At 72.3% G+C, this 23,636-nt stretch carries 21 protein-coding genes; 15 read left to right on the forward strand and 6 right to left on the reverse strand.

Going from position 1 to position 23,636, the window contains the following annotated elements:
• Window positions 1-6: 6 nt before the first annotated feature.
• Window positions 7-1,059: a C40 family peptidase gene (locus OHS18_RS14095; RefSeq protein ID WP_328617348.1), complete on the forward strand. Its 1,053-nt coding sequence runs from the start codon at window positions 7-9 to the stop codon at window positions 1,057-1,059.
• Between the two features lie 164 nt (window positions 1,060-1,223).
• Window positions 1,224-1,424 carry a DUF3072 domain-containing protein gene (locus tag OHS18_RS14100; protein ID WP_328452632.1) on the forward strand — a complete coding sequence of 67 codons (201 nt, stop codon included), beginning with the start codon at window positions 1,224-1,226 and terminating at the stop codon, window positions 1,422-1,424.
• An 889-nt stretch (window positions 1,425-2,313) separates the two neighbouring features.
• Here the strand turns inward: OHS18_RS14100 and rho are convergent.
• On the reverse strand, window positions 2,314-3,378 hold the full coding sequence (rho, locus tag OHS18_RS14105; protein WP_328617349.1) for a transcription termination factor Rho: 1,065 nt from the start codon (window positions 3,376-3,378) through the stop codon (window positions 2,314-2,316).
• 237 nt (window positions 3,379-3,615) lie between these two features.
• Here rho and OHS18_RS14110 point away from each other — a divergent pair, with 237 nt between their 5' ends.
• A complete protein-coding gene (locus OHS18_RS14110; protein ID WP_328452628.1) occupies window positions 3,616-4,143 on the forward strand; it encodes an ATP-binding protein in 528 nt (175 codons plus the stop codon).
• A 224-nt stretch (window positions 4,144-4,367) separates the two neighbouring features.
• Here OHS18_RS14110 and OHS18_RS14115 read toward each other — a convergent pair whose 3' ends face one another.
• Complete coding sequence (locus OHS18_RS14115; RefSeq protein WP_247053679.1) at window positions 4,368-4,580, reverse strand: hypothetical protein; 213 nt, start codon at window positions 4,578-4,580, stop codon at window positions 4,368-4,370.
• A gap of 42 nt (window positions 4,581-4,622) precedes the next feature.
• Entirely contained in the window at window positions 4,623-5,798 is a 1,176-nt protein-coding gene (locus OHS18_RS14120) for a glycoside hydrolase family 64 protein (RefSeq protein WP_328617350.1), read from the reverse strand.
• Between the two features lie 340 nt (window positions 5,799-6,138).
• Here OHS18_RS14120 and OHS18_RS14125 point away from each other — a divergent pair, with 340 nt between their 5' ends.
• Both OHS18_RS14125 and OHS18_RS14130 read left to right on the forward strand, forming a co-directional pair.
• On the forward strand, window positions 6,139-7,047 hold the full coding sequence (locus OHS18_RS14125; protein ID WP_328617351.1) for a glycoside hydrolase family 16 protein: 909 nt from the start codon (window positions 6,139-6,141) through the stop codon (window positions 7,045-7,047).
• 17 nt (window positions 7,048-7,064) lie between these two features.
• Window positions 7,065-7,568, forward strand: a complete 504-nt coding sequence (locus tag OHS18_RS14130; protein ID WP_328617352.1) for a methylated-DNA--[protein]-cysteine S-methyltransferase — start codon at window positions 7,065-7,067, stop codon at window positions 7,566-7,568.
• Here OHS18_RS14130 and OHS18_RS14135 read toward each other — a convergent pair.
• Window positions 7,565-9,793, reverse strand: coding sequence for an extracellular catalytic domain type 1 short-chain-length polyhydroxyalkanoate depolymerase (locus tag OHS18_RS14135; RefSeq protein WP_328617353.1), 2,229 nt, complete (start codon window positions 9,791-9,793; stop codon window positions 7,565-7,567). The two genes, OHS18_RS14130 and OHS18_RS14135, sit on opposite strands and share 4 nt — an antisense overlap.
• A 152-nt stretch (window positions 9,794-9,945) precedes the next feature.
• Here OHS18_RS14135 and OHS18_RS14140 point away from each other — a divergent pair, with 152 nt between their 5' ends.
• The 3 genes from OHS18_RS14140 (at window position 9,946) to OHS18_RS14150 (ending at window position 13,224) form a co-directional block, all read left to right on the forward strand.
• A complete protein-coding gene (locus OHS18_RS14140) occupies window positions 9,946-11,529 on the forward strand; it encodes an alkaline phosphatase D family protein (protein WP_328617354.1) in 1,584 nt (527 codons plus the stop codon).
• A gap of 54 nt (window positions 11,530-11,583) precedes the next feature.
• Window positions 11,584-12,438 carry a helix-turn-helix transcriptional regulator gene (locus OHS18_RS14145; protein WP_328617355.1) on the forward strand — a complete coding sequence of 285 codons (855 nt, stop codon included), beginning with the start codon at window positions 11,584-11,586 and terminating at the stop codon, window positions 12,436-12,438.
• A gap of 66 nt (window positions 12,439-12,504) precedes the next feature.
• Window positions 12,505-13,224 (forward strand): SDR family oxidoreductase, encoded by a 720-nt coding sequence (locus OHS18_RS14150; protein WP_328452610.1) that lies wholly within the window; start codon window positions 12,505-12,507, stop codon window positions 13,222-13,224.
• 64 nt (window positions 13,225-13,288) lie between these two features.
• Here OHS18_RS14150 and OHS18_RS14155 read toward each other — a convergent pair whose 3' ends face one another.
• Complete coding sequence (locus OHS18_RS14155) at window positions 13,289-13,951, reverse strand: histidine phosphatase family protein (RefSeq protein WP_328617356.1); 663 nt, start codon at window positions 13,949-13,951, stop codon at window positions 13,289-13,291.
• Window positions 13,952-14,032: 81 nt separating this feature from the next.
• Between OHS18_RS14155 and OHS18_RS14160 the strand changes: the two genes are divergently transcribed.
• On the forward strand, window positions 14,033-15,268 hold the full coding sequence (locus OHS18_RS14160; RefSeq protein ID WP_328617357.1) for a PP2C family protein-serine/threonine phosphatase: 1,236 nt from the start codon (window positions 14,033-14,035) through the stop codon (window positions 15,266-15,268).
• A gap of 6 nt (window positions 15,269-15,274) precedes the next feature.
• Here the strand turns inward: OHS18_RS14160 and OHS18_RS14165 are convergent, their stop codons facing one another.
• Entirely contained in the window at window positions 15,275-15,589 is a 315-nt protein-coding gene (locus OHS18_RS14165) for an STAS domain-containing protein (protein ID WP_328452604.1), read from the reverse strand.
• A gap of 235 nt (window positions 15,590-15,824) precedes the next feature.
• On the opposite strand from OHS18_RS14165, the gene OHS18_RS14170 reads away from it, so the two are divergent.
• The 6 genes from OHS18_RS14170 to OHS18_RS14195 all read left to right on the forward strand — a co-directional run bounded on the left by OHS18_RS14170 (window position 15,825) and on the right by OHS18_RS14195 (window position 23,628).
• Window positions 15,825-16,178 (forward strand): STAS domain-containing protein, encoded by a 354-nt coding sequence (locus tag OHS18_RS14170; RefSeq protein ID WP_328452603.1) that lies wholly within the window; start codon window positions 15,825-15,827, stop codon window positions 16,176-16,178.
• On the forward strand, window positions 16,178-17,755 hold the full coding sequence (locus OHS18_RS14175; RefSeq protein WP_328617358.1) for a PP2C family protein-serine/threonine phosphatase: 1,578 nt from the start codon (window positions 16,178-16,180) through the stop codon (window positions 17,753-17,755). Before OHS18_RS14170 ends, OHS18_RS14175 begins: the two co-directional genes overlap by 1 nt.
• Window positions 17,752-18,183, forward strand: coding sequence for an ATP-binding protein (locus OHS18_RS14180; protein WP_328452600.1), 432 nt, complete (start codon window positions 17,752-17,754; stop codon window positions 18,181-18,183). The genes OHS18_RS14175 and OHS18_RS14180 overlap by 4 nt, the downstream gene beginning before the upstream one ends.
• Window positions 18,184-18,252: 69 nt before the next feature.
• Window positions 18,253-22,341, forward strand: coding sequence for a SpoIIE family protein phosphatase (locus OHS18_RS14185; protein ID WP_328617359.1), 4,089 nt, complete (start codon window positions 18,253-18,255; stop codon window positions 22,339-22,341).
• On the forward strand, window positions 22,338-22,640 hold the full coding sequence (locus tag OHS18_RS14190) for an STAS domain-containing protein (protein WP_328617360.1): 303 nt from the start codon (window positions 22,338-22,340) through the stop codon (window positions 22,638-22,640). The genes OHS18_RS14185 and OHS18_RS14190 overlap by 4 nt, the downstream gene beginning before the upstream one ends.
• A gap of 256 nt (window positions 22,641-22,896) precedes the next feature.
• Window positions 22,897-23,628: a GAF and ANTAR domain-containing protein gene (locus tag OHS18_RS14195; protein WP_328452594.1), complete on the forward strand. Its 732-nt coding sequence runs from the start codon at window positions 22,897-22,899 to the stop codon at window positions 23,626-23,628.
• Window positions 23,629-23,636 lie beyond the last annotated feature (8 nt).

The raw sequence follows: 23,636 nt of genomic DNA on the forward strand, positions 1-23,636 counted from the left end.
GCGACCGTGCATTCGCATCCCGTCAAGCGCGTGGTGTCAGGTGCCCTCGCGGCCGCCGCGGTGATCGCCGTGATCACCGTGGCCGACCCCACGGCCACCGCCGCCCCCATCCCCGCCCTCCAGGCTCCGCCCACCGGGTCGGAGGCCCTGGCCAAGTACCGCGACCTCGCGGCCCAGGCCGAGAAGCTCAACGAAGACCTGCTCAAGGCCCAGGACGACCTGACCGCCAAGCAGGGTGAGCTCGACAAGGCCACCCACGACGTCGACGCGGCCAAGACCGCCGGCGTCGAGGCCGCCGACGCGAAGCAGAAGTACCAGTCCCAGGTGGACAAGTTCGCCAACGCGTCGTTCACCAGCGGTGTCCAGCTGAACAAGCTGTCCGCGCTGCTGGCGGGCACGTCCACGCAGGACTTCCTGGACCGCTCCTCGGCGCTCGAGGTCATCGCGACCGACAAGAACTCCGCGATGGACAACCTCAGCGGCGCGGCCGAGAAGGCCAAGACCGCCGAGAAGACGGCGACGGACGCCGCGAAGAAGGCGACCGACGCCCGCGACGCGGCGGCCAAGCTGACCTCGGACATCGAGGGCAAGAAGAAGAACCTGCAGACCCAGATCGACCAGATCGAGGCGCAGAGCAAGACCCTCAGCTCCGCCGACAAGGCCGCGCAGAAGGACACCGGCGGCAAGGCGCCCACCGTCAAGGCGGCGACCGGGGCCGCCCAGACCGCGGTCAACGCGGCGCTGAGCAAGCTCGGCAGCGCCTACGTCTGGGGCGCGACCGGCCCGAGCACGTTCGACTGCTCGGGACTCATGCAGTGGGCCTACAAGCAGGCCGGCATCTCCCTGCCGCGGAACTCCGCGGCACAGGCGGGCTTCGGCACGTCGGTGTCGCGCGATCAGCTGCAGCCGGGCGACCTGGTCGCCTACTACTCCCCCGTGTCCCACATCGGGATGTACATCGGCGACGGCAAGATGGTGCACGCCCCGACCAGCGGCGACGTCGTCAAGATCTCGCCGCTGATGAGCGAGTACGCGGGAGCGACCCGCCCGACGGCCTGACGGTTCGCGAATCCGTCCACAGTGGTGTTCACGCCGCGGTGGACGGATTTCGCGTTTCCGTGCGGGGTTCGCGGGGAAACTCCTCCGCGGGGACGTGCACGGAAATTGTCGGGGTTCTGGGTTACAGTCGGACTCAGGCGAACAGACGTTCGAATGGAGTGGTGATGACCGAACAGCCGGAACCCAACCCGGAGAAGGACCCGAGCGACTGGACCACCGGCGACGAGCCGATGACCGGGCCGCAGAAGTCCTACCTGCAGACGCTCGCCCAGGAGGCGGGGCAGGAGGTGCCGGACGACCTGACCAAGGCCGAGGCGTCCAAGCGGATCGACGAGCTGCAACAGACGACCGGGCGCGGCGCTTGAGGTTGGCCGGTGGCGGCTTTACGGGCCGGTGGCGACCGGAGAGGCGCGGGCGCACGGTCTGAGCGGGTAGCGGCTATGTGAGGGCCGTGGTTGAGCGGGCCGCGCGGTAGCTGCACGGTCGTGGCAGGCGCTCCGGCTGATCAGGGGCGCTGCAGCTGACTGTGCGCGGTTGTCGAACCGTCGCGGCAGCCGAGCAGGCGTGGCAGCTCGCCAGGCGTGGCAGTGAGGCGATTGCGGCGGCCGAGTAGGCGCGGCAGCCCACCAGGCGCGACGGCGAAGCGGTCGCGACAGCCGGGCAGACGCGAGGGCGAAGCGGTCGCGGTGGGCCGAAGTGAACGCGGCAGCCGAGCAGGCACGGCCGCGAAGCGATTGCGACAGCCGAGCAGGCACGGCAGCCCACCAGGCGCGACGGCGAAGCGGTCGCGACAGCCGGGCAGACGCGAGGGCGAAGCGGTCGCGGTGGGCCGAAGTGAACGCGGCAGCCGAGCAGGCACGGCCGCGAAGCGATTGCGACAGCCGAGCAGGCACGGCAGCCCACCAGGCGCGGCAGCGAAGCGGTCGCGACAGCCGGGCAGACGCGAGGGCGAAGCGATCGCACCACACCGCACTGAACGCGGCAGTCGAGCCGCCGTACCGCGAAGCGGTCGCACTGCACCGAACTGAACGCAGCAGCTGAGCTGGCGTGGCCGCGAAGCGGTCGCGGTGGGCCGAAGTGAGCGGGGCGGTCGAGCAGGCGGACCGCCTGCACGAGCGGCGGCCAAACGACCGCCACGAATGAGTGAATGCTCATCGCTCGATCGGGCGCACGGCGGCTCAAGGGCGTAGCGCCTGAGCGGACGGCCATCGGCCGAGCGCACAACGGCCGAGCAGGCACGGCGGCCGATGGGACTCAGGCGGCCTGGGGCAGCGCGGCGGCGCCGGTCACCCGGAGCAGGAACTCGGCGTTCGAGCCCGTCTTGCGGAGCTGGTCGAGCAGCTGCTCGACCGCGTGCGGTCCTTGCAGCGCGCGGCGGACGTCGCGCATCGCGGCGAGTTCTTCCGGTGTCACCAGCAGTTCTTCGCGGCGGGTGCCCGACGCGGCCAGGTCGACCGCCGGGAAGACGCGGCGTTCCGCGGTGCGGCGGTCCAGCTTGAGCTCGGCGTTGCCGGTGCTCTTCAGCTCCTCGAAGAAGACCGTGTCGGCCAGCGAACCGGTTTCCACCAGCGCGGTCGCGATGATCGTGAGAGAGCCGCCACCCTCGACATTCCTTGCGGCGCCGAGGATGCGCTTCATCGGCTGCAGCGCGGCCGCGTCGACGCCGCCGGACAGGGTGCGGCCCGAAGGGCGGGCCGACAGGTTGTACGCGCGGCCGAGGCGGGTCAGGGAATCGAGCAGCAGCACGACGTCTTCGCCGCGCTCCACCAGGCGCTTGGCGCGCTCGACCGCGAGCTCCGCGATCGCGACGTGTTCGGCCGGCGGACGGTCGAAAGTGGACGCGATCACCTCCCCGTGCACGGTCCGGCGCAGCTCGGTGACCTCCTCCGGACGCTCGTCGGCGAGCAGCACCATGAGTTTGCACTCCGGGTGGTTGGTGGCGATGCCGTGCGCGATTTCGCTCAGCACCGTGGTTTTCCCGGCCTTCGGCGGCGAGACGACCAGGGCGCGCTGGCCCTTGCCGATCGGGGTGACGAGGTCGATGACGCGGGTCAGCACCCGCGCCGGGGTGGTTTCGAGCAGCAGGCGCTCGTCGGGGTGCACCGGGACGAGGTCGTCGAAGTCCGGGCGCCGCGCGGCCGGGTCGACGCCGTCGACGCCGATGATTTCCTCGGCGGTGCCGGTGATTTCGTCGCCCGTGCGCAGCTGATGCTTGCGGACGAGCGAAAGAGGGATGGTGATGTCGCCGTCGGCGCGCCGGTAGCCGGCGCGGACGAAGGCGGATTTTCCTTGTACGTCAAGGATTCCGTGAAATGGCATGGTGTTCTCCTGAATGAGGGAACGGCCGGCGCGCGAAAGCGGGGCCGAGAGTGCTGGGAAAGAGGCCGATCGGCCTGGATCCGGGAGCTTTCTCCGGGCGGCCTGGAGGCCGACATCCATGAGGAGCACCTTCACTCTAGCCGGAGTTCCCCCGAAACACAATGCGTGAGAACCCGTGGCGGTGGGTAGGTCTCCGGAGAAGCCCGCCGCACCGTGCCCGACGGATGGGAGCACCTCGTGCACCGACACACCCCGGAACCTGACGTCGATACCGGCGAAACCGCCGACGACGGCCAACCCGGGACCACGTCCCCCGACCGCCTCCGCGCGGGGTCCGGGACCGTGGTCGGCTCGACCTTCGAAGAACTCGCGCCTGCGTTGCCCAACGACGTCGCCGACCTGCGCCGCAAGCTGATCCGCTGGCTGGCCGAACTCCCGCTGGACGCGGAGAGCACGCACGACATCACGCTGGCGACCTACGAGGCGCTGGCGAACGTGGCGGCCCACGCGTACCCGGACGGCCGCGGCTGGGCCCGCCTGCAGGCCACCAGGGCCGGTGACGCGATCACCGTGACGGTCACCGACACCGGCTGCGGCATCGCGGCGACCCGTCCCCGCACCGCGGGCCTGCGCACCTCGGGTGGCCGCGGCCTGGTGCTGATCGACAAGGTGACCGACCAGTCCGAGATCGACACCGGCGAGCAGGGCACGCGGGTGCGCATGACCTGGCGCCCCGCAGCCTTGCGGCACGCGGGAGCGGCCTGAGACGCGGACGGCCGGCGTCACGATCGGACGACGGAGCAGCCAAATCGTGGAAATGCGCACGCTGGGAGAACACCGCGGCCGAAGAAACGGCGGCAATCACCGAATCGATACGGTCAGTCACCCGAACATTGCTCACCGAAAGCACCGCGGCTAAATGCGGTGACCGGGGCGGAAAGCCGAGAAGCGCGGTGAGCCGCATCGGGCCCACCGCGCTTCAGGGAACCTCAGGCCGCGCTGGCCAGCCGCACGAGGCGGTTGCGCGGGTACGAAACCAGTTCGCGCTCCTCATCCGTGGTGAAGATCTCGACGGAATCCTCCAGGATGTCCGCCGAAGTCACCTGTAGCTGCCACGCGGGCAGCCCCGGGGCGGGCTCGTGCCAGAACCACTGGCCCTTGGTGAGCTGGTCCGCCGGGACCGTCGCGTCGTCCGTGTTCATGCCATCAGGCTAACCGCCACCACCGACAGTTTTTGAACGGCCTCAACCATGGGTCGCTCCCACCGTGATCGTCAGCACGTCCGGGTCGCCGGCGAACACCGCGCCGCTGAAGTCCGGGCCCGGGCTGACGTCGTCGTACGGGAACGCGTAGCCCCGGTTGTCGGGCAGTTTCGAGTGGACGATGCGGGCGTAGTGGTTGGTCACGTCGCCCTGGTAGAACTTCGCCGGGTCCTCCGCCGTCGGCTGGTTCGCGTTGTCCAGCAACGTCGTGCGGTTCAGCGCCGCCGCCAGGCGCGGGATGATGCTCTTGCGCGCGTCGCTCGCGCCGGCCGCGATGGCGAACGGGCCGCTGTCGCAGCTCCAGACGTCGGCGGTGGCCGGCTTCGCGAAGGACTCGGCCCCGAACACCAGCTGCCCGCCGGTGACGCGGCCGGTGAACGTGCCCAGGCCCGGGTTCTGCGAGTCCACCACGAGGTCCGTGCCCTCGTACTTCTGCCAGACCTGGTCGATGTAGCCGTCGAGGTACCCGCCGAACCGGTCGGCGTGGTGGTGCGGCGACAGCGCGCGCAGGTTACCGCCGCCGCCGGTCTGCACCAGCGCCGGCCAGTTGCCGCCCAGCGCCGTCAGTTCCGACGAGATCGCGTCCAGCGACCCCGAAGGCAGGCCGTTGACGGTTTTCGTGCCCGAGCCGGACGTCGTGAGCGAGAGCCCCATCGGGATGCCGACGAAGTCGACGTAGCTGATGTTGGCGAACAGCTGCTCGTCGTTGAACGTGAACTCGCTGAACGACCAGTTCTTCCCGAAGTTGGGGTCGGCGGTGTTGAGGAAGCTCGGGTGCACCAGCGCCGGACCCGGGTCGAGGAAGAAGTCCAGCTTCGCGTCCGTGACGACGTAAATACGCGCGCCGCCCATCTTGGGCACGGCGACCTGGGCCCCGGAACCGACCGGGATGGCACAGTCCTCCGGCAGCGGCGTGTGCGCGGCGCCGGGCGAGTCCGGGTAGTACGGCGAGCCGTCGGCGCGCAGCAGGACCAGCCGGCCGTCCGGGGTCGTGCCGGTCACGTAGGCGTACACGGTGCCGGAGCCGGAGTTGTTCACCAGCTTGAGACCGAAGGTCGCGGGCGTCGCGGCGGACGCGGTGCGGGCTGCCAAGGGCAGCACGGTGGCGGTGGCGAGCGTGGCCGCCGACAGGCTCAGGAACGAGCGGCGCGAGATCATGATTCCTCCACTTTGAGGATTACCAGAACACGCGGCGTGCTCCATAATGGAGACACCGGCCGCGCTCGCAGATTCGTTGTGGACGCCAACAAACTATGACCGCCGCCCACCGGGCCTGACAACCCCTCCAAGGTAGGTCTAGACCACCGTTCGCACCCGGCGCGCGATGCCCCGCACGCGGAATTTTCAACCAATCCCGGCCGGTCACTGCCCCCGGGTACCGGGTCGCGGGTAATTCCGGGCAGGGGCCTTGACTTCCCCGCGAACGGTCGGTGACAGTGGACGGCCTCGCAGGTGGACGCACCCCCTTTCCGGCTTCATCACAGAGAAAGCGGACCCCATGCAGCCCAGCAAGCGTTTCCTGCGACTGACCGCCGTGATGGCAACGTTGTCACTGCCCTTCCTCGCCCCCGCGACGACGTCCGCCGCGGAAACCTGGACCACCGTGTTCCAGGACGACTTCGACGGCGCGGCCGGTACCGGCCTGAACACCCAGGACTGGCTCTACGACAAGGGGACCGGCTACCCGGGCGGCGCGGGCGCCTGGGGCACCGGCGAGCTCGAGACGGCCACGGACTCGACCGACAACGTCTACCACGACGGCGCGGGCCACCTCGCCATCAAGCCGTTGCGCGACGCCGCCGGAAACTGGACCTCCGGCCGGATCGAGACGCAGCGGACCGACTTCGCCGCCCCGGCCGGTGGGCAGCTGGAGATCAGCGCGTCGCTCAAGCAGCCGTCCCCGGCCGGCGGGCTCGGCTACTGGCCGGCGTTCTGGGCGATGGGCGGCGACGCGCGGCCGGTCGGCGCGACGAACTGGCCGAGCATCGGCGAGCTCGACATCATGGAGGACGTCAACGCGCTGAGCAAGCACTCCACCACCTTCCACTGTGGACAGTGGCAGGGTGAGTGCCACGACCCGGACGGCATCACCAGCGACCTGCAGGACTGCCCCGGCTGCCAGGACGGCTACCACTCCTACTCGGTCGTGGTGGACCGCCGCGACGCCGCCGCGGAAGAACTCCGGTTCTACCTCGACGGCAACCAGACCTACTCGGTGAAGCAGAACCAGGTGTCCGACGCGACCTGGAAGGCCGCGGTCGACCACGGGTTCTTCGTCATCTTCGACGTCGCGATCGGCGGTTCCTACCCGAACAAGGTCTGCGGCTGCACCTCCCCGGGTGCGGACATCACGCCGGGCGCCGAGATGAGCGTCGACTCGCTGTCGGTCAAGGTCAGCGATTCCTGAGCCGATAGGCTGGCGCCATGAGCGTCCGGCACACCGTCATCGACTCCCCCATCGGGCCACTGACCCTCGTCGGTGACGCGGCCGGCGCCCTGCTGGGCCTCTACTTCGACGGCCACCTGCGCACGCCCCGGATGACCGACCTCGGGCCGCGCGTCGAGACCGGTTTCGAGGTCGTGGAAGCACAGCTGGGCGAGTACTTCGCGGGCACGCGGCGCGAGTTCGACCTCGAGCTCGCGCCGCGTGGTTCCGCGTTCGAAAAGCAGGTCTGGGACCTGCTGACGAAGATCCCGTTCGGCGAGACCCGCACCTACGGGCAGCTGGCCGCCGCCCTGGGCGACCCGGGTGCCGCGCAGGCCGTCGGCAACGCCAACGGCTGGAACCCGATCAGCGTCATCGTGCCGTGCCACCGGGTGGTCGGCACGAGCGGGAGCCTGACCGGGTACGCCGGCGGTCTCGTCCGCAAGCGGTTCCTCCTGAGCCTGGAGGAGCCGCCCGCGGACGAGGTCGGCCGGTTGTTCTAGCCCGTCGTGCAGGTGACGCTCGGCGCCGTCAGGTTCCCGCCGTGCTCGACGGTGAACCCGATGACGTTGCCGCTGCCGTTGGGTTTCGCGGTCAGCACGTAGCCCGTGCTGTCCCAGGTGCCGGTGTAGTTCCAGCTGCCGATGACCTTCTGCGGTGCGTGGAAGGTGATCGTGAGCACCCAGGTGTTCGAGCCCGACACCGAGATCTGGCCGTTGAAGCCGACGTTCCACTCGGCGGTCTTGGCGTACGTCCCGGTGCACCCACCCGACGGCGTCGGGGTCGTGGTCGTCGGCGGCGGGGTCGTCGTGGTGGGCGGCGGCGTGGTCGTGGTGCCGCCGTTGAGCGCGTCGAGGACCGCGGTGTAGGCGGCCTTCTTGGCGCCACTGCCGTCGAACAGCAGCGGCGTGGCCGACGCGCGCCAGGAGTCGGTGTCCCGGATGCCCCACACCGTCAGGCCGTTGCACCGGGCCACGGCGAGACAGGCGTTCGTGACCGTGCGGAAGTTGTCCGCCTGCGTGGTGCCCGACCCTTCGACGTCCAGCTCGGTGATCTGCACGTCCACGCCGAGGTTCGCGAAGTTCTGCAGCGTGGTCCGGTAGTTCGACGGCACCGGGCTGGCGCTGTTGAAGTGCGACTGGAAGCCGACGCAGTCGATCGGCACGCCGCGGCTCTTGAAGTCCTGCACCATGCGGTACACGGCCTGGGTCTTCGCCTGGCTCCAGTCGTCGGTGTTGTAGTCGTTGTAGCAGAGCTTCGCGCCGGAATCGGCCGCCCGGGCGGCGCGGAAGGCCGCCTCGATCCAGTCGTTGCCGGTGCGCTGCAGGTTGGAGTCGCGGCGGGCGCCGGAACCGCCGTCGGCGAACGCCTCGTTCACCACGTCCCACGAGTAGAGCTGACCGCGGTAGTGCGTCGCGACCTGCGTGACGTGGTTGAGCATCGCCGAGCGCAGCGACGAGCCCTCCATGCCCTGCATCCAGCCGGGCTGCTGCCCGTACCAGGCCAGCGTGTGCCCGCGGACCTGGGCGCCTTGACTGCGAGCCTGGGCCACGATCCGGTCGGCGTTGCCGTAGGAGAACTGGCCCTGGTTCGGCTCGGTCGCGTCGATCTTCATCTCGTTCTCGGGCGTGATCATGCTGAACTCACGGCTCAGGATGCCGGTGTAGCCGCTGTCCGAGAGCTTGCCCGCCGAGACGGCGGTGCCGAAGTACCGGCCGGTCCGGGCCGCGGCGCCCCCCAAGGTCGTCCCGGTGGGCGGGGCCGACGTGGTCGTCGTGGTCGGCGGCGGCGTGGTCGTGCCGCCGCTGTCCAGGCCGAGGAACGCGATCGCGTAGGCCACCATGCCGCTCTGCGGCAGCACGTGCCCGGCCCCCTGGACGCTGATCGCCTCGACCGGCGCCTGGACGCCGGTGCCGCCGTAGCGGGCGCGGGTCCAGCCGGACTGCGGCTGGTCGGTCGTCGACGCCGTCTGGCTCACCCCGGCGAGGTTGGTCCACTGCTTGACCTCTTCGCCGAAGTTCGGGTAGCGCAGGGTGTCGTCGGCGGTGCCGTGCCACAGCTGCATCCGGGGGAACGGGCCGCTGCGCCCGCCGCTCATCTGCCGGGCCTGATCGCCCCACTGCTGCGCGGTCTTCGTCAGCTGGCCGTTCGCGCACTGGGAGTTCCAGCTCGACCCGTCGGTGGTGCCGAAGCAGCCGGCGGGCACGCCCATGAACGCCGAACCGGCGGCGAACACGTCCGGGTACTCCGCCGCGAGCACGTTCGTCATCATCGCGCCCGAGGAGAACCCGGTGACGAAGACCCGGGCGGGATCGACGTTGTAGTGCTGCTTCGCGTAGTCGACCATCGACAGGATGCCGACCGGGTCGCTGCCGCCGCCGCGGGTCAGCGCCTGCGGCGAGGAGACGTCGAAGCAGGTCCCGCTGCGGGTGGCCTCCGGGAACACGATGACGTACCCGTACTGGTCGGCCGCCGTGACGTAGTCGCGGGCGTAGCCGTTGAAGACCGCCGAAGCCGAGCCGGTGCAGTAGTGCAGCGCGACCAGCAGCGCCGGCTTGGCCGCCACCCGGTCCGGGACGTAGGTGTACATGTTCAGGTTGCTGGGGTTGTTTCCGAAACCGGTCACGCGGGTCAGCGACGCCGCGGACGCGGGCTGCGCGACGAGCAGCACGACCGCGGCGACCACCGGCAGAACGGCGGCCAGGAGGACGGTGAGGAGTCTTCTCACTCGGGATTCCTTTCCGGGGGCTGGGCGCGCAGCGCTCTCGATCGTTCGTCGCCACCCGGGACCGGTCAACGACTATCGCCACGTTTCGGAACCTTTCGACTCCGCGCCGGAGCCGATCGGCCGGGGCGGCGCGGTTCTGGGAGGATCATCCGATGACCGCGCTGCTACTGGGCCCCCTCCTCCGGCACGTCGACGCCACGTCGGCGACGATCTGGGTCGAGACGGACGGGCCGTGCGAGGTCGGCGTCGGTGACGCCTCGGCCCGCACGTTCGAGGTCTCCGGCCACCACTACGCGCTGGTCGTGCTCACCGGCCTCGAACCGGCGAAGAGCACGCCGTACGAGGTGCGGCTCGACGGCGACGTCGTCTGGCCCGAGCCCGGCGGCGACCTGCCGCCCAGCCGGATCCGCACCCTCGCCCCCGGCGATCCCCGGTTCCGGCTGGTGTTCGGTTCCTGCCGCAAGCCGCGGGAGCAGGACGCCCTCGGGAAGGACGCGCTGGCCGCGTACGCCCGCCGGATGGCCACGCTCGCCGAGGAGGAGTGGCCGGAGTCGCTGGTGCTGCTCGGCGACCAGGTCTACGCCGACGAAACCACCGACGACACGCAGAAGTGGCTCGCCGGCCGCCGCGACACCTCGCAGCCGCCGGGCACCGAGGTCGCCGACTTCGAGGAGTACTGCCACCTCTACTCCGAGGCCTGGTCCGACCCGGCCGTGCGCTGGCTGCTCTCGACGCTGCCGACCTCGATGATCTTCGACGACCACGACGTCCGCGACGACTGGAACACCTCGCAGGCCTGGCGGGCGGAGATGGCCGCCACGTCGTGGTGGTCGGAGCGGATCCGGGGCGCGCTGGTGTCGTACTGGATCTACCAGCACCTGGGCAACCTCGGTCCGGACGAGCTCGCCGGCGACAAGGTCTTCCAGCAGGTCACCACGTCCGGGACGGACAACGCGGAGCTGCTGCGGACGTTCGCCGACCACGCCGACCGGGAGGCCGACGGCGCCAAGGGCACGCGCTGGTCCTACCGGCGCGACTTCGGGCCGGTCCGGCTGCTCGTGATCGACTCGCGGGCCGGGCGCATCCTCGAAGGGGGCGTGCGCTCGATGATCGGTGAGGAGGAGTTCCGCTGGATCGAGGAGCAGGCCGGCGGCGACGTCGACCACCTGCTGATCGGCACGTCGCTGCCGTGGCTGCTGCCCACCGCGCTGTCCTACGCGCAGTCGGTCAACGAACGCGCGTGCACCCGGCCGGGCGTGCGCGGCAAGGCCGCCGAGTGGTTCCGGCAGTTCGCCGACCTCGAGCACTGGCCGGCGTTCCGCGACTCGTTCGACCGGCTCGCGAAGCTCATCGCCCGGGTCGCCGACGACGGCGCGGCTTCGGTCAACGTGCTCTCCGGCGACGTCCACCACGCCTACGTCGCGCGGGCCCGGTACCCGCACGAGACGGCCGCGCCGGTGCACCAGCTCACCTGCTCGCCGATGCACAACACGGTGCCCTGGTACATGAACCGCGTGTTCCGGCTCGGCTGGTCCCGGCGGCTGACCGGGCTGACGGGGTGGCTCGCGCGCCGCTCCGGCGTCCGGCCCACGGACCTGACGTGGAGCTGCGTCTCGGGGCCGCACTTCGGCAACGCCGTGATGACGCTGGACGTCGACGGGCGCACCGCGTGGGCGACGATGCAGCGGTCGTCGGACGACGGGCTCGTCGAGGGGTCGTCGATCCGCCTCACCTGAGGGTGGGTGCGGCGCGGCCAGTCACTCCCGCCTGATCCGGGTTAGCCTCGGATCATGACCAGCGAAAACGTGCTCGGGGAGTTCCTCAGGGCGCGCCGTGCCCAGGTCAGCCCGGACGAGCTGGGGATGCCCGGCGGCAGCGGGCGACGCGTCGCGGGCCTGCGCCGGGAAGAGGTCGCGCTGCTGGCGGGTGTCAGCACCGACTACTACGTGCGGCTGGAGCAGGGCCGGGAACGGCACCCGTCGGCGCAGGTGCTCGACGCGCTGGCCCGGGCGCTGGTGCTCGACGGCGACGCCGCCGCGCACCTGCACCGGCTGGCGGGCCCGGCCGCGCCGGCCCGCCGCCGGGCCCGGCGGCGGGAGCAGGTCAGCCCGAACCTGGCGCGCCTGCTGGCGGGCTCGCCGGACACCCCCGCGGTGGTGCTCGGCCGGTGCCTGACCGTGCTGGCGCACAACCCGCTGGGCGAGGCCCTGTTCGACGGCCACACCCACAGCGGCGACCTGGTCCGGCTGGTGTTCCTCGACCCGGACGCCCGCGAGTTCTACCCGGAGTGGGACCAGGTCGCGCTCAGCACCGTCGGCAGCCTCCGGCTGGCCGCCGGCCTCGACCCCGACGACCCGCGGCTGATCGAGACCGTCGGCGAGCTGTCGGTCAAGAGCGAGGCGTTCCGCAAGCTGTGGGCGCGCCACGTCATCCGGCAGAAGACCCACGGGACCAAGCGGTTCCACCACCGGCTGGTCGGCGACCTGACGCTGAGCTACGAAGCTCTGACGGTGAACAGCGCGCCCGGGCAGCAGCTGGTCGTCTACCAGGCGGAGCCGGGCAGCCCGTCGGCCGCGGCGCTGTCCCTGCTGGGCAGCCTGACCGCCGCCGAAACCGCGGACACACCGGAAAACGTCCGCCACTGAGTGAAATCCACCCTGGACAGCCTGTTTCGTGCTGCCCGAAAACTTTTCCACGGAAAGGAAAGCTTCATGAAGATCGTCCTCATCACGGGTGCCAGCAGCGGCATCGGCCACGCCACCGCCGTGCGGCTGGCCGCCGAAGGCCACCACGTCGTGCTCGGCGCCCGGCGGAAGGACCGCCTCGACACGCTCGCCGCGCAGATCCGGGCGGCGGGCGGCCTCGCCGACGTGCACAGCCTGGACGTCACCGACCGCGCCGACGTCGCCGCGTTCGCCGACGCGGCGGTGCGGGACCACGGCCGGATCGACGTGTTCGTCGCCAACGCCGGCGTGATGCCGTTGTCCCGCTTGGATTCCCTGCACGTCGAGGAGTGGGACCGGATGCTCGAGGTCAACGTCCGCGGCCTGCTCAACGGGATCGCCGCGACCCTGCCGCACTTCAAGCGGCAAGGCGGCGGCCACTTCGTGACGATCGCCTCGACGGGCGCGTACGAGGTGGTGCCGACAGCGGCGGTCTACTGCGCCACGAAGTACGCGGCCAAGGCGATCACCGAAGGCCTGCGCCTGGAGTCCGACCCGAGCCTGCGCGTCACGACGATCTCGCCGGGCGTCGTGGAGTCCGAGCTGGCCGACACGATCACCGACCCGGGTGCGAAGGAGGCGATGGTCGCCTACCGCGCGAACGCCATGCCGCCGGACGCCATCGCCGGCGCGATCTCCTACGCCATCGGGCAGCCGGACGGCGTCGACGTCAACGAGCTCGTGGTCCGGCCGACGGCCCAGCGTTAGGGCGGGGGCGGTGATCGAACCCCTGCCGCCCCCCGAGGCAGAGCGGAGGCCGGGGTCGGCGTGCTCACCGCCGGGTGGTCGGCACCAGCACCATCGTGAAGCCGCCGTCGCGGGCGCGTTCCCAGGTCGTCAGCGAGCCGTTGGGGACCGCCGTGGTGGCGGCCGCGCGCATGAGGTCGGGCTCCGGCACTCCCTCCAGCAGGTACCGGAGGGCGAACACCGTCATCTCGTGCGCGCTCAGCAGGACCCGCGCGCCCGGCCGCTCCGCGCTCAGCTCCGCGAGCAGGGGGCGCACCCGCAGCACGACGTCCGCCCAGGACTCGCCGCCCGGGGGCCGGTAGTAGAACCGGCCGAGCCGCCGCTTGCGCCGGGCCTCGTCCGGCCACCGCTCCCGGACGCCGCGCGAGGTCAGCAGGTCCAGGACGCCGAGTTCGCGGTCGCGCAGCCGCTCGTCGGGGATGATCGCCACCCCGGCCGGTGCCGCCAGGCGAGCGGTGTCCCACGCGCGGCGGTAGGTCGAGGTGACCACGACGTCCGGCTGGTGCCCGGCGAGGAGCTCCCCCGCCGCCGCGGCCTGCTCCCGCCCCAGCGCGGTCAGCGGCACGTCGGCGTCGCGCTCGGCGATGTCGATCACGTCCGCGCCCGCCGCTTCGGCGGTCTCGCGGGCTACGTTCCCCGTGCTCTCGCCGTGGCGCAGCACGCCCACCCACTCCAGGTCGACCTCCACGCGCGGCTGGTACCCCCGGGGACCCACCGGCGAAACCCGGGATCGTTGGGCGTGCCAACGACGTCCGGCTAGGGTCGGTCCATGTCGCGGAGTCTCGACGCCCAGGACCGGCTGCAGCTGCTGGAGACGATCATCGGCGCCCCCGCCGGCCACCTCGGCCTGACCGAGCTGCTCACCGCGACCCTCGACCGCGTCCGCGACGTCCTCAAGGTCGACACCGCGACCGTGCTCCGGTACCAGGCGGGCGGGCAGCAGCTCGTGGCGATCGCGGCCGCGGGCATCGAGGAAGAGGTCCACCAGGGCGTGCGCGTGGCGGTCGGCACCGGGTTCGCCGGGCGGGTGGCCCAAGACGGCGTCCCCGTCGCCCTCGACAAGGTGGACGAGACCACCGTCGTCAACTCGCTGCTGTGGGAACGCGGCCTGCACGCCATGCTCGGCGTGCCGATGACCACCAGCACGGAGCTGGTCGGCGTGCTCCACATCGGCTCGGTCGCGCCGCGGCGCTTCACCGAGGCCGAGGTCGCCACCCTGCAGCTGCTCGCCGACCGCCTCGCCATGGCGATCCAGGTGGAAGCGCTGGAGGAGAACCGCACCGCCACCATGGCGTTGCAGCGCAGCCTGCTGCCGGACCGGCTGCCGGAGGTGTCCGGCCTCGGCTTCGCCGCCCGGTACGTGCCCGGCGCGGAGGCCGGCCTCGGCGGCGACTGGTACGACCTGTTCCCGCTGCCGGGCGACCGGGTCGGCGTCGTGATGGGCGACGTCTCCGGACACGGTCTCGAGGCGGCCGTGATCATGGGCCGGCTGCGCAGCGCCCTGCGCGCCTACGCCCTCGACTGCGACGACCCGGCCGAGACGCTCGGCAAGCTCGACCGCAAGGCCAACCACTTCGAACACGGCGCGATGGCCACCGTCGCCTACGGGATCATCGATCCGGGGCGGGAGTCGATGACGCTGTCGCTGGCCGGGCACCTGCCGCCGGTGCTGGCGTTGCCGGGCGGACCGGGCGAGCTCGTGACGGCGCCCGCCGACCCGCCGATCGGCCTGACCATCGGGCACCCCGACCGGCGCACCACCGTCGTCCCGCTGCCGCCGGGCGGGGTGCTCGTGCTCTACACCGACGGTCTCGTCGAACGCCGGGACCGGGCGGTGGACACCGGCATGACCGAGCTCGCGGCCACCGTGCGGGCCGGAGAGCCCGAGCGCGTGTGCGCCCGGGTGATGGCCACGATGATCGGCTCCCGGCCGGCGCAGGACGACGTCGCCCTGCTCGTGGTCCACCGCCACGCCACCGACGGGACCGACGTCGTCGACGACTGAGCCGGCTCAGGACTCCGCGAGCGCCGCCTCCCGGGTCGGGAACAGCGACAGGCTGTCTTCGAGGCCGGTGAGCTGGATCGGCCGCAGGGTCGCGCGGCCGGTCGCGACGATCCGCACGGTGGTGCCCGAGGCGGAGTTGCGGTGGATCATCAGCAGCGCGGTCAGCCCCGGCGAGGCCAGGAACTCGACCTTGCTCAGGTCCACCACGAGCAGTCTCGGTGCCGCGGCGAGTGCTTCGTCGGCGGCTTGGACCAACGCGGGCGCCGTGGTGGTGTCCACGTCCCCGGCGACCTCGAGCACCACCGCGCCGTCCTGCTCCATTCGGGCGATCCTGAACGCCCCGAATGGCACAGCGGCCGGAGAGCCCTCAGTGTGGGTGTTCTCGGTCATCGTGTCTCTCCCGCCTTCGGCGCCGCCGCCGGGACGTCCGGCGGGCGCGCTTGATCACGAAGGCTGTCTGCTCAACCGGGACCAATCATGCCCGTCGTCCGGCACTTCCGCCGTGTCAGTACCCCGGTGGGTTTGCGGTGTGCCCGCGAACAGGCAGGATGTGACCATGGCCGAAACGGACGCGGACACCGCGGGCACCGTCGTCCTGGAGCACCGCGACGGCGCGGCGGTGCTCCGTGTGAGCGGCGCCCTGGACCTCGCACTCGCGCCGAAGCTGCGGCAGTTCGCCGACCGCGCCTCCCGGCAGGGACCGGAGGTGCTGGTCATCGACCTGACCGGCGTCACCTTCCTGGCTTCGGCGGGGATGGCCGAGCTCGTGCGGGCGCACCGCGGCGACTCCGGGGCCGCCCCGCTGCGGGTGGTCGCGAACGACCGGATCACCCTGCGGCCGCTGGAGCTGACCCGGCTGACCGACGAGCTCGCGATCTACCCGTCGCTGACCGACGCGCTGAGTCCCTGATGCCGCCGCCGTCCCGGTTCGACGCCGTACTCGACGCCGTGCGCCGGGCCTTCGTCGACGGGGCGGGCGAACCGGTCGGCACCGAGCTGCGGCCGCTGGCCCCGGCCGAGAGCCGCGCGCTGCTGGACGGCGGCGTCACCGCGGCCGTGACCGAGCCCGCGGTCCTGGCGGGCCTGCTGCCGGGCCGGGCGGTCACCGCCGCGGTCGCGGTCACCGGCGGCCACGACGGCGGCACCCTGGTCTACACCGCCGCCGACGTCGGGGGCCTGCCCCAGGCCGTCGCCGACGCGGTCCGGACCGCCACCGCGGACCTCGCGGACACCGTGCTGCGGCTGCAGGGCGACGCGGCGGTGATCGACGCGCTGCACTCGGTCGGCCGGCAGCTGACCGCCCAGCTGGACCTCGGCCGGATCGTGCAGGACGCGACCGACGCCGCCACCAAGGCGACCGGCGCGGACTTCGGCGCGTTCTTCTACAACCTGATCAACGACGTCGGCGAGTCCTACACGCTCTACACGCTCTCTGGGGTGCCGCGGGAGGCGTTCGCGAAGTTCCCGATGCCGCGCAACACCGCGGTGTTCGGCCCGACCTTCGACGGCACCGGCACCGTCCGCAGCCCCGACATCACCGCGGACGCGCGGTTCGGGAAGAACGCGCCCTACCACGGGATGCCCGAAGGGCACCTGCCCGTGCGCAGCTACCTGGCGGTGTCGGCGATCAGCCCGACCACCGGGGAGGTGCTCGGCGGGTTCTTCTTCGGCCACCCCGGCTCCGCCCGGTTCACCGAGCGGCACGAGTACCTCGCCGAAGGCATCGCCGGCTACACGGCCATCGCGCTGGACAACGCCCGGCTCTACGAACGCGAGCGCACCCTCGTCACCGAGCTGTCCCGCAGCATGCTGCCGGTCACCCCGGACATCCCCGGCCTCGACGTGCTCACCCGCTACCTGCCCGCGGCCACCGGGACGAAGATCGGCGGCGACTGGTTCGACGTGATCCGGCTCCCGTCCGGCGCGACCGCGTTCGTCATCGGCGACGTCGTCGGCCACGGCGTCACCGCCGCGACCGTGATGGGCCAGGTCCGGACGGCGATCCGGTGCTACGCCCAGCTGGAGCTGGCGCCGTCGGCGGTGCTGCGCAACGTCTCCGAGCTGACCGCCGGGCTGTTCGGCGGGAGCTTCGTCACCTGCTTCTACGCGGTCCACCACCCCGACGGCACGCTGACCTTCGCGAACGCCGGGCACCTGCCGGCGATCCTGCTCCGGCCCGGCGCCCCGGCCGAGCAGATCGGCGAAGCGCTGGCGCAGCCGCTGGGCGTCGGCTCGGCGTTCCCCGAGCGCACCACCACCTTCCCGCGGGGCGCCGAGCTGGTGCTCTACACCGACGGGCTGGTCGAGAGCCGCACCCGCGACCTCACCCTGGGCATCGAATGGCTGCTGGCGGGTATCCCGGCCCTGCTGGCCGCGCCCGACCTCGACGCGGCGTGGGACGCCCTCGTCGAGGAGCTCACGCACGGCCGCCACGACGACGACATCGCGCTGATCCACGTGCGTCACCGCGGAGAGGACCGCCCATGACGGACCCCGCCACCCCGGGCGCGCCCCCCTCCCCGACCCTGTTCCACCGCCGCACGGTCGCGCTCGCCGAGCGCCTGCCGGAACTGCGCGAAGCCCTCGCCGAATGGGTGCGCGCCCTCGGTATCGGCGCCGAACGCGTGGAGGACGTCGTCCTCGCCGGTTACGAAGCGATGGCCAACTCGGCCGAACACGCCTACCGCGACCAGGAAGCCGGGTACGTCGACGTCCGGGCCGAGGCGCTGGCGGAGCGGCTGATCGTCACCGTCACCGACTACGGCAACTGGCGCGCGCCGGTGCCCACCAACGGGTTGCGGGGCCGCGGGCTGCTGCTCATCGACAGCCTCACCGACCAGTGCGCCCAGGTCCACCGCGACGACGGCACCACGATCACGATGACCTGGCTGGAGGACGCGGGCGCGGCGGGCTGAGCCCGGCGCGGACCAGCGCGGCCCGCGGGGCCCGGGTAGGCTTTCCCGGAGCCCAGATCCGGGAGAGAGATGACCGCCGCTGACGAGTCCGGCCCCGGTGCCGTCATCCCCGGGACCAGCCGGATGGCGACGCGGATGCGGGAGTTCGACTGGGCGTCCTCGCCGCTGGGCCCGCCGCAGGACTGGCCGCCGAGCCTGACGACGGCCGTGCGGATCTGCCTGACCTCCCGCTTCCCGATGATCGTCTGGTGGGGCCCGGACCTGCGGTTCCTCTACAACGACGCCTACCTGCCGCTGCTCGGCACCAAGCACCCGGCGCTCGACAAGCCGGGTGAGCGGGTCTGGTCGGAGATCTGGCACATCATCGGGCCCATGCTGGCCGGGGTGATGGCGACCGGCGAGGCGACCTGGTCCGAGGACATGCTGCTGCCGATCAACCGGCACGGCTACTGGGAAGAGACGTACTGGACGTACTCCTACAGCCCGCTGCACGACGACAACGGGGCGGTGCAAGCGGTGTTCACCGCCTGCACCGACAGCACCGAGCGCGTGATCGGCGAGCGCCGGCTCGCCGCGCTGCGCGAGCTGGGCGCGCGGGCCGGGATCGCCCGCACCGTCACCGAAGCCTGCGAGCTGGTGACCGACGTGCTGGGCCGCGCCGGGGCCGACGTCCCGTACGCCGCGATCCACGTCCGCCGCCCGGGCACCGGCGACCTCACGCTCGCCGCCGTCACCCCCGGCGGTTCCGGGGACGCGGCCGGCTGGCCGCTGGCGGAAGTGCTCGCCGACGGCGTCCCGCGGACCGTGTCCGGCCTGACCGGGAAGTTCGGCGAACTGCCCTCGGGCGGCTGGTCCGCCCCGCCCGCCGAAGCCCTGGTCCTGCCGCTGCCCGGGGACGCGGGCCGCCCGGCCACCGGGGTGATCGTGGTCGCGGCGAGCGCCGGGCACGCCGTCGACGAGTCGTACCGGACGTTCCTCGGGCTGGTCGCCCAGCAGACCGCGGCCCTGGTCAACGGCACGGTCGCCTACCAGGTCCAGCAGCGGCGCGCCGAGGAGCTGGCCGCGCTGGACGTCGCGAAGACGACGTTCTTCTCCAACATCAGCCACGAGTTCCGCACCCCGCTCACGCTGATCCTGGGGCCGGCGGCCGAGCTGCGGGAGACGCTCGCCGACGCCGGCGAGGACGTGCGCGAAGAGGTCGACACCATCCACCGCAACGCCCTGCGCCTCGGGCGGCTGGTGACCGCCCTGCTCGACTTCTCCCGGATCGAGGCGGGCCGGATGCAGGCGCGCTTCGAGCCGGTCGACCTCGCGGAGTTCACCGCGGAGCTGGCGAGCGTGTTCCGCGCCGCCGTCGAGCGGGCCGGGCTGGCGTTCGAAGTGGACTGCCCGCCGCTCGGCGAGCCGGTGCACGTGGACCGCGGGATGTGGGAGAAGGTCGTCCTCAACCTGCTGTCCAACGCGGTCAAGTACACCTTCGACGGCACGATCCGGGTGCGGACCGGCCGGGACGGCGAGCACGCCGTGGTCACCGTGACCGACACGGGCATCGGCATCGCCGCCGGCGAGCTGCCCCGGCTGTTCGAGCGGTTCCACCGCATCCCGTCCGCGCGGGCGCGCTCCACCGAAGGCAGCGGGATCGGGCTGGCGCTGGTGCGCGAGCTGGTCGGCATGCACGGTGGCGACATCACCGCGGACAGCGCGCCCGGCGCCGGCACGACGTTCCGGATCCGGCTGCCGCTGGGCACCGGGCACCTGCCCGCCGAGCAGGTCGCGGCCGGGCCCACGCCGGGCGGGATCGCCGCGGAGGCCGTCGAGCCGTTCGTGGCCGAAACCCTGCGCTGGCTGCCGGGACCGGGCGACGACCCGGCGGCCGAGGTCGTCCCGTCCGGGCTCACCGGGGCGCGCGTGCTGGTCGCCGACGACAACACCGACATGCGCGACTACCTCACCCGGCTGCTGCGCGACGAGTACGCCGTGACGTCGGTGCGCGACGGCGCCGAGGCCCTCGCGGCCGCGTCCGCCGACCCGCCGGACCTGATCATCAGCGACGTCATGATGCCCCGGCTGGACGGCCTGGCGCTGCTGGCCGGACTGCGCGGCGACCCGCGCACGGCCGCCGTCCCGGTGCTGCTGCTCTCGGCGCGGGCCGGGCACGAGGCCGCGGTCGACGGGCTGGCCGCCGGCGCCGACGACTACCTCGTGAAGCCGTTCTCCGCACGGGAACTGCTCGCCCGGGTGCGCACCACGATCCGGCTGGCCCGGCTGCGGACGCAGCACACGCGGTGGCGCGCGGCGATGATCGACTCGCTGCAGGAAGGCTTCTTCGTCGGCGACGCCGACGGGCGGATCGTGGAGATCAACAGCGCGTTCACCGAGCTGCTGGGCTACGGCGCGGACGGCCTGCCCTACACCCAGCCGTTCCCCTGGCTGCCCGCCGCGGACACGGATCCCGAGGGACACCGGCAGGTCCTCGACGCCCTCGCCCGGACCAAGGCCCAGCCCGCCGGCAGCTTCGTGCTGCCGATGCGGCACCGCGACGGCCACCGGGTGTGGGCCGCGACCGCCTACAACGAGCTGAAGGACGACGAAGGCCGCCGCCGGCTCGTCGGCACGATCCGCGACGTCACCGCCGAGCGCTACGCCGTCCAGCGGGAAAGCGCGCTCGCGGCGATGAACCAGCGCCTCGCCGGCGAGAGCGGCGTCCCGGATGTGCTCCGCGCCGCCGTGGACCTGCTGCGCGACCTGTGGCAGGCCGACCGCGTGCTCGCCGTCACCTGGCCGCGGGCCGGCGAGCCGGAGCTGGTCTCCACCGACCCCGGCGACCGGCGGTGGACCGGCCTCGCCGCGCCGGTGCGTGCGACGCTCGACCGGATCCGCTCGCTGCCCGCGTTGCACGCGGAGCCGGCCGGCCCGGCCGTCGGCACCACCCTCGATCACCCGGACGGGCAGCTGACGCTCTGGGTGGAACCCGCGGCCGGGCGGCCGCTGGGCACCGAGGACCAGACGCTGCTGGCGCTGCTCGCCGGCACCCTCGCGCACGCCCTGCGCCGCGCGCACCGCGACGACCGGCAGCGCGAGGTCGCCCTCGCCCTGCAACGCTCGATCCTCGGTCCCGCCCGGCTTCCCGACGGGTTCGCGGTGCGCTACGAGCCGGCGAACCCGCCCCTGGAAGTCGGCGGCGACTGGTACGACGTGATCACCCTCGACGGCGACCGCATCGGCATCGTCGTCGGCGACTGCGTCGGCCGGGGCCTGGCCGCGGCGGCCGTGATGGGCCAGCTGCGCAGCGCCTGCCGCGCGTTGCTGCTCGAAGCCAACAGCCCGTCGCACACCCTGACCGCGCTGGACCGCTTCGCCCGCCAGGTGCCGGACGCCTTGTGCACCACCGTTTTCTGCGGCGTCCTCGACCCCGCCACCGGCAGCCTCACCTACAGCAGCGCCGGGCACCCGCCCGCGACGCTGATCCACCCGGACGGCACGGCCGAGTCCCTCGACGCGGGCGGCAGCGTCCCGCTCGCGGTCCGCGTCCCCGGCACCCGGCCGGAGGCGACGGCGGTCGTCCCCGTCGGCGCGCTGCTGATGCTCTACACCGACGGGCTCGTCGAACGCCGCCGCGAGTCGCTGGACGACGGCATCGACCGCGCGACCGGCGTCGCCCACCGCGCGCACGACGCCGAGCTCGCCGACCTGGCGAGCACGCTGATGACCTCGCTGCGGCCGGCCGGCGGTTACGAGGACGACGTCGCGCTGCTGCTCTACCGCCGGACGGTGCCGCCGCTGACGATGGAGTTCGCGGCGCACCCGGACAGCCTCGCCTCGACCCGGCACTGGCTGCGGGCCTGGCTGGCCGACGCGGAGCTCGACCCGGACCTCGCCCAGGACGTCCTGGTCGCGGCGGGCGAGGCCTGCGCGAACGCCGTCGAACACGCCTACGTGTCCGGCGGCGGCGCGAACGCGCACCTGTCCGCGAGCCTCACCGGCGCGCGGCTGGTCGTGACGATCACCGACCGCGGCCGCTGGAAACAGCCGCCGCCGGACAACCACGTGCTGCGCGGGCGCGGCGTGCCGATGATGGAAGCGCTCGCCGACGCGGTCACCGTCCGGCGCGCCTCTGAGGGCACCACCGTCACCCTGGAATGGAGAATCGGTACGTGACGACCGCACTCACCCTGGTCCCCGGTCCGGACGGGGAAGGAGACCGGACCCTGACCGCGACCGGCGAGATCGACATGAGCAACGCCGCGGCGTTCGGCTCGGCGCTGGACCGCGAACTGGCCGCGGGCGGCGATGTCACCGTGGACCTCACCGGGGTGACCTACCTCGACAGCGCCGGCGTCGCGGTGCTGTTCGACCGGGCGCAATCCCACGACCTGCGGCTGGTGGCCCCGCGCCTGCTCGGGCGGGTGCTGCAGGTGTCGGGGCTCACCCGCGTCGCGGAGGTCACGATCCGCTGAGCCGCCGGGATTGGGATCCGGCCCCGTTGGGTACGCGAGGGGCAGCGACGGCTGGAGGGTGGGTTGCGCTGCCGGCGGTCGCTAGGTGGCTTCTGGCAGCCAACCCACGGTGTTCAGCAGCGAGCCCGGGCCGGTGCCACCGCCGTACCGGGCCCAGTGTTGCGGAGGACGCGACGGGCGCGGGTAGGGTTTCGCCGTTCCGTTGATGCAGCAGCGGTTCGAGACCTGACCGCAGCGGCCCGGACGGAGTTGAGCAGTGACCGGTGCGCCGATTCCCGCCGAGGACCTCGACGAGCTGACCGCCGCCATGGCGGACCTCACGGGGGCTTTGGAGACCGAATCCGCCGAAGAGATCCTTCAGGCCGTCTGCGCGGAGGCCATCCGGGCCATCCCGGGCGCCGACATGGCCAGCATCACCGCGATCCGTGACGGCGAGCCGACGACCGCGGCCGCCACCGACGACCGCGCCGTCGACATCGACCACGTCCAGTACGCGGCGGGCGAGGGTCCGTGCCTGCAGGCGGCCTCGTCCGGCGAGATCGTCCGGGTGCCGCTCGCCACGGCCGGGCGGGTCTGGCCGGAGTTCACCGAGTACGCCGGGGGCGTCGGTGTCGGCAGCTACCTCGCCGCGCCGCTGCGGGTCGACGAGCACCTCGGCGGCGCGCTCAACCTCTTCGGCTTCGGCGACCACGGGTTCGCCGAAACCGACTCCCAGCTGCTGAAGCTCTACACCACGATCGTCACGTTCGGGCTGCGCACCACGCGGCGCTACCACCAGGCCCGGCAGCGGGCCACCGAGCTCGAGGCCGCGATGAGATCGCGGGCGGTGATCGAGCAGGCCAAGGGCATCCTGATGGCCGTGCACCGGATCTCCGCCGACGAAGCCATGAAACGCCTCATCACGGAGTCCCAGCGCACGAACGTCAAGCTGCGGGACATCGCGACCCGGTTCGTCGCCGAACTGTCCGACGGCGGTACTCCGGGCTGACGCCGCGG

This window comes from Amycolatopsis sp. NBC_00355, assembly GCF_036104975.1.
Classification (GTDB): domain Bacteria; phylum Actinomycetota; class Actinomycetes; order Mycobacteriales; family Pseudonocardiaceae; genus Amycolatopsis.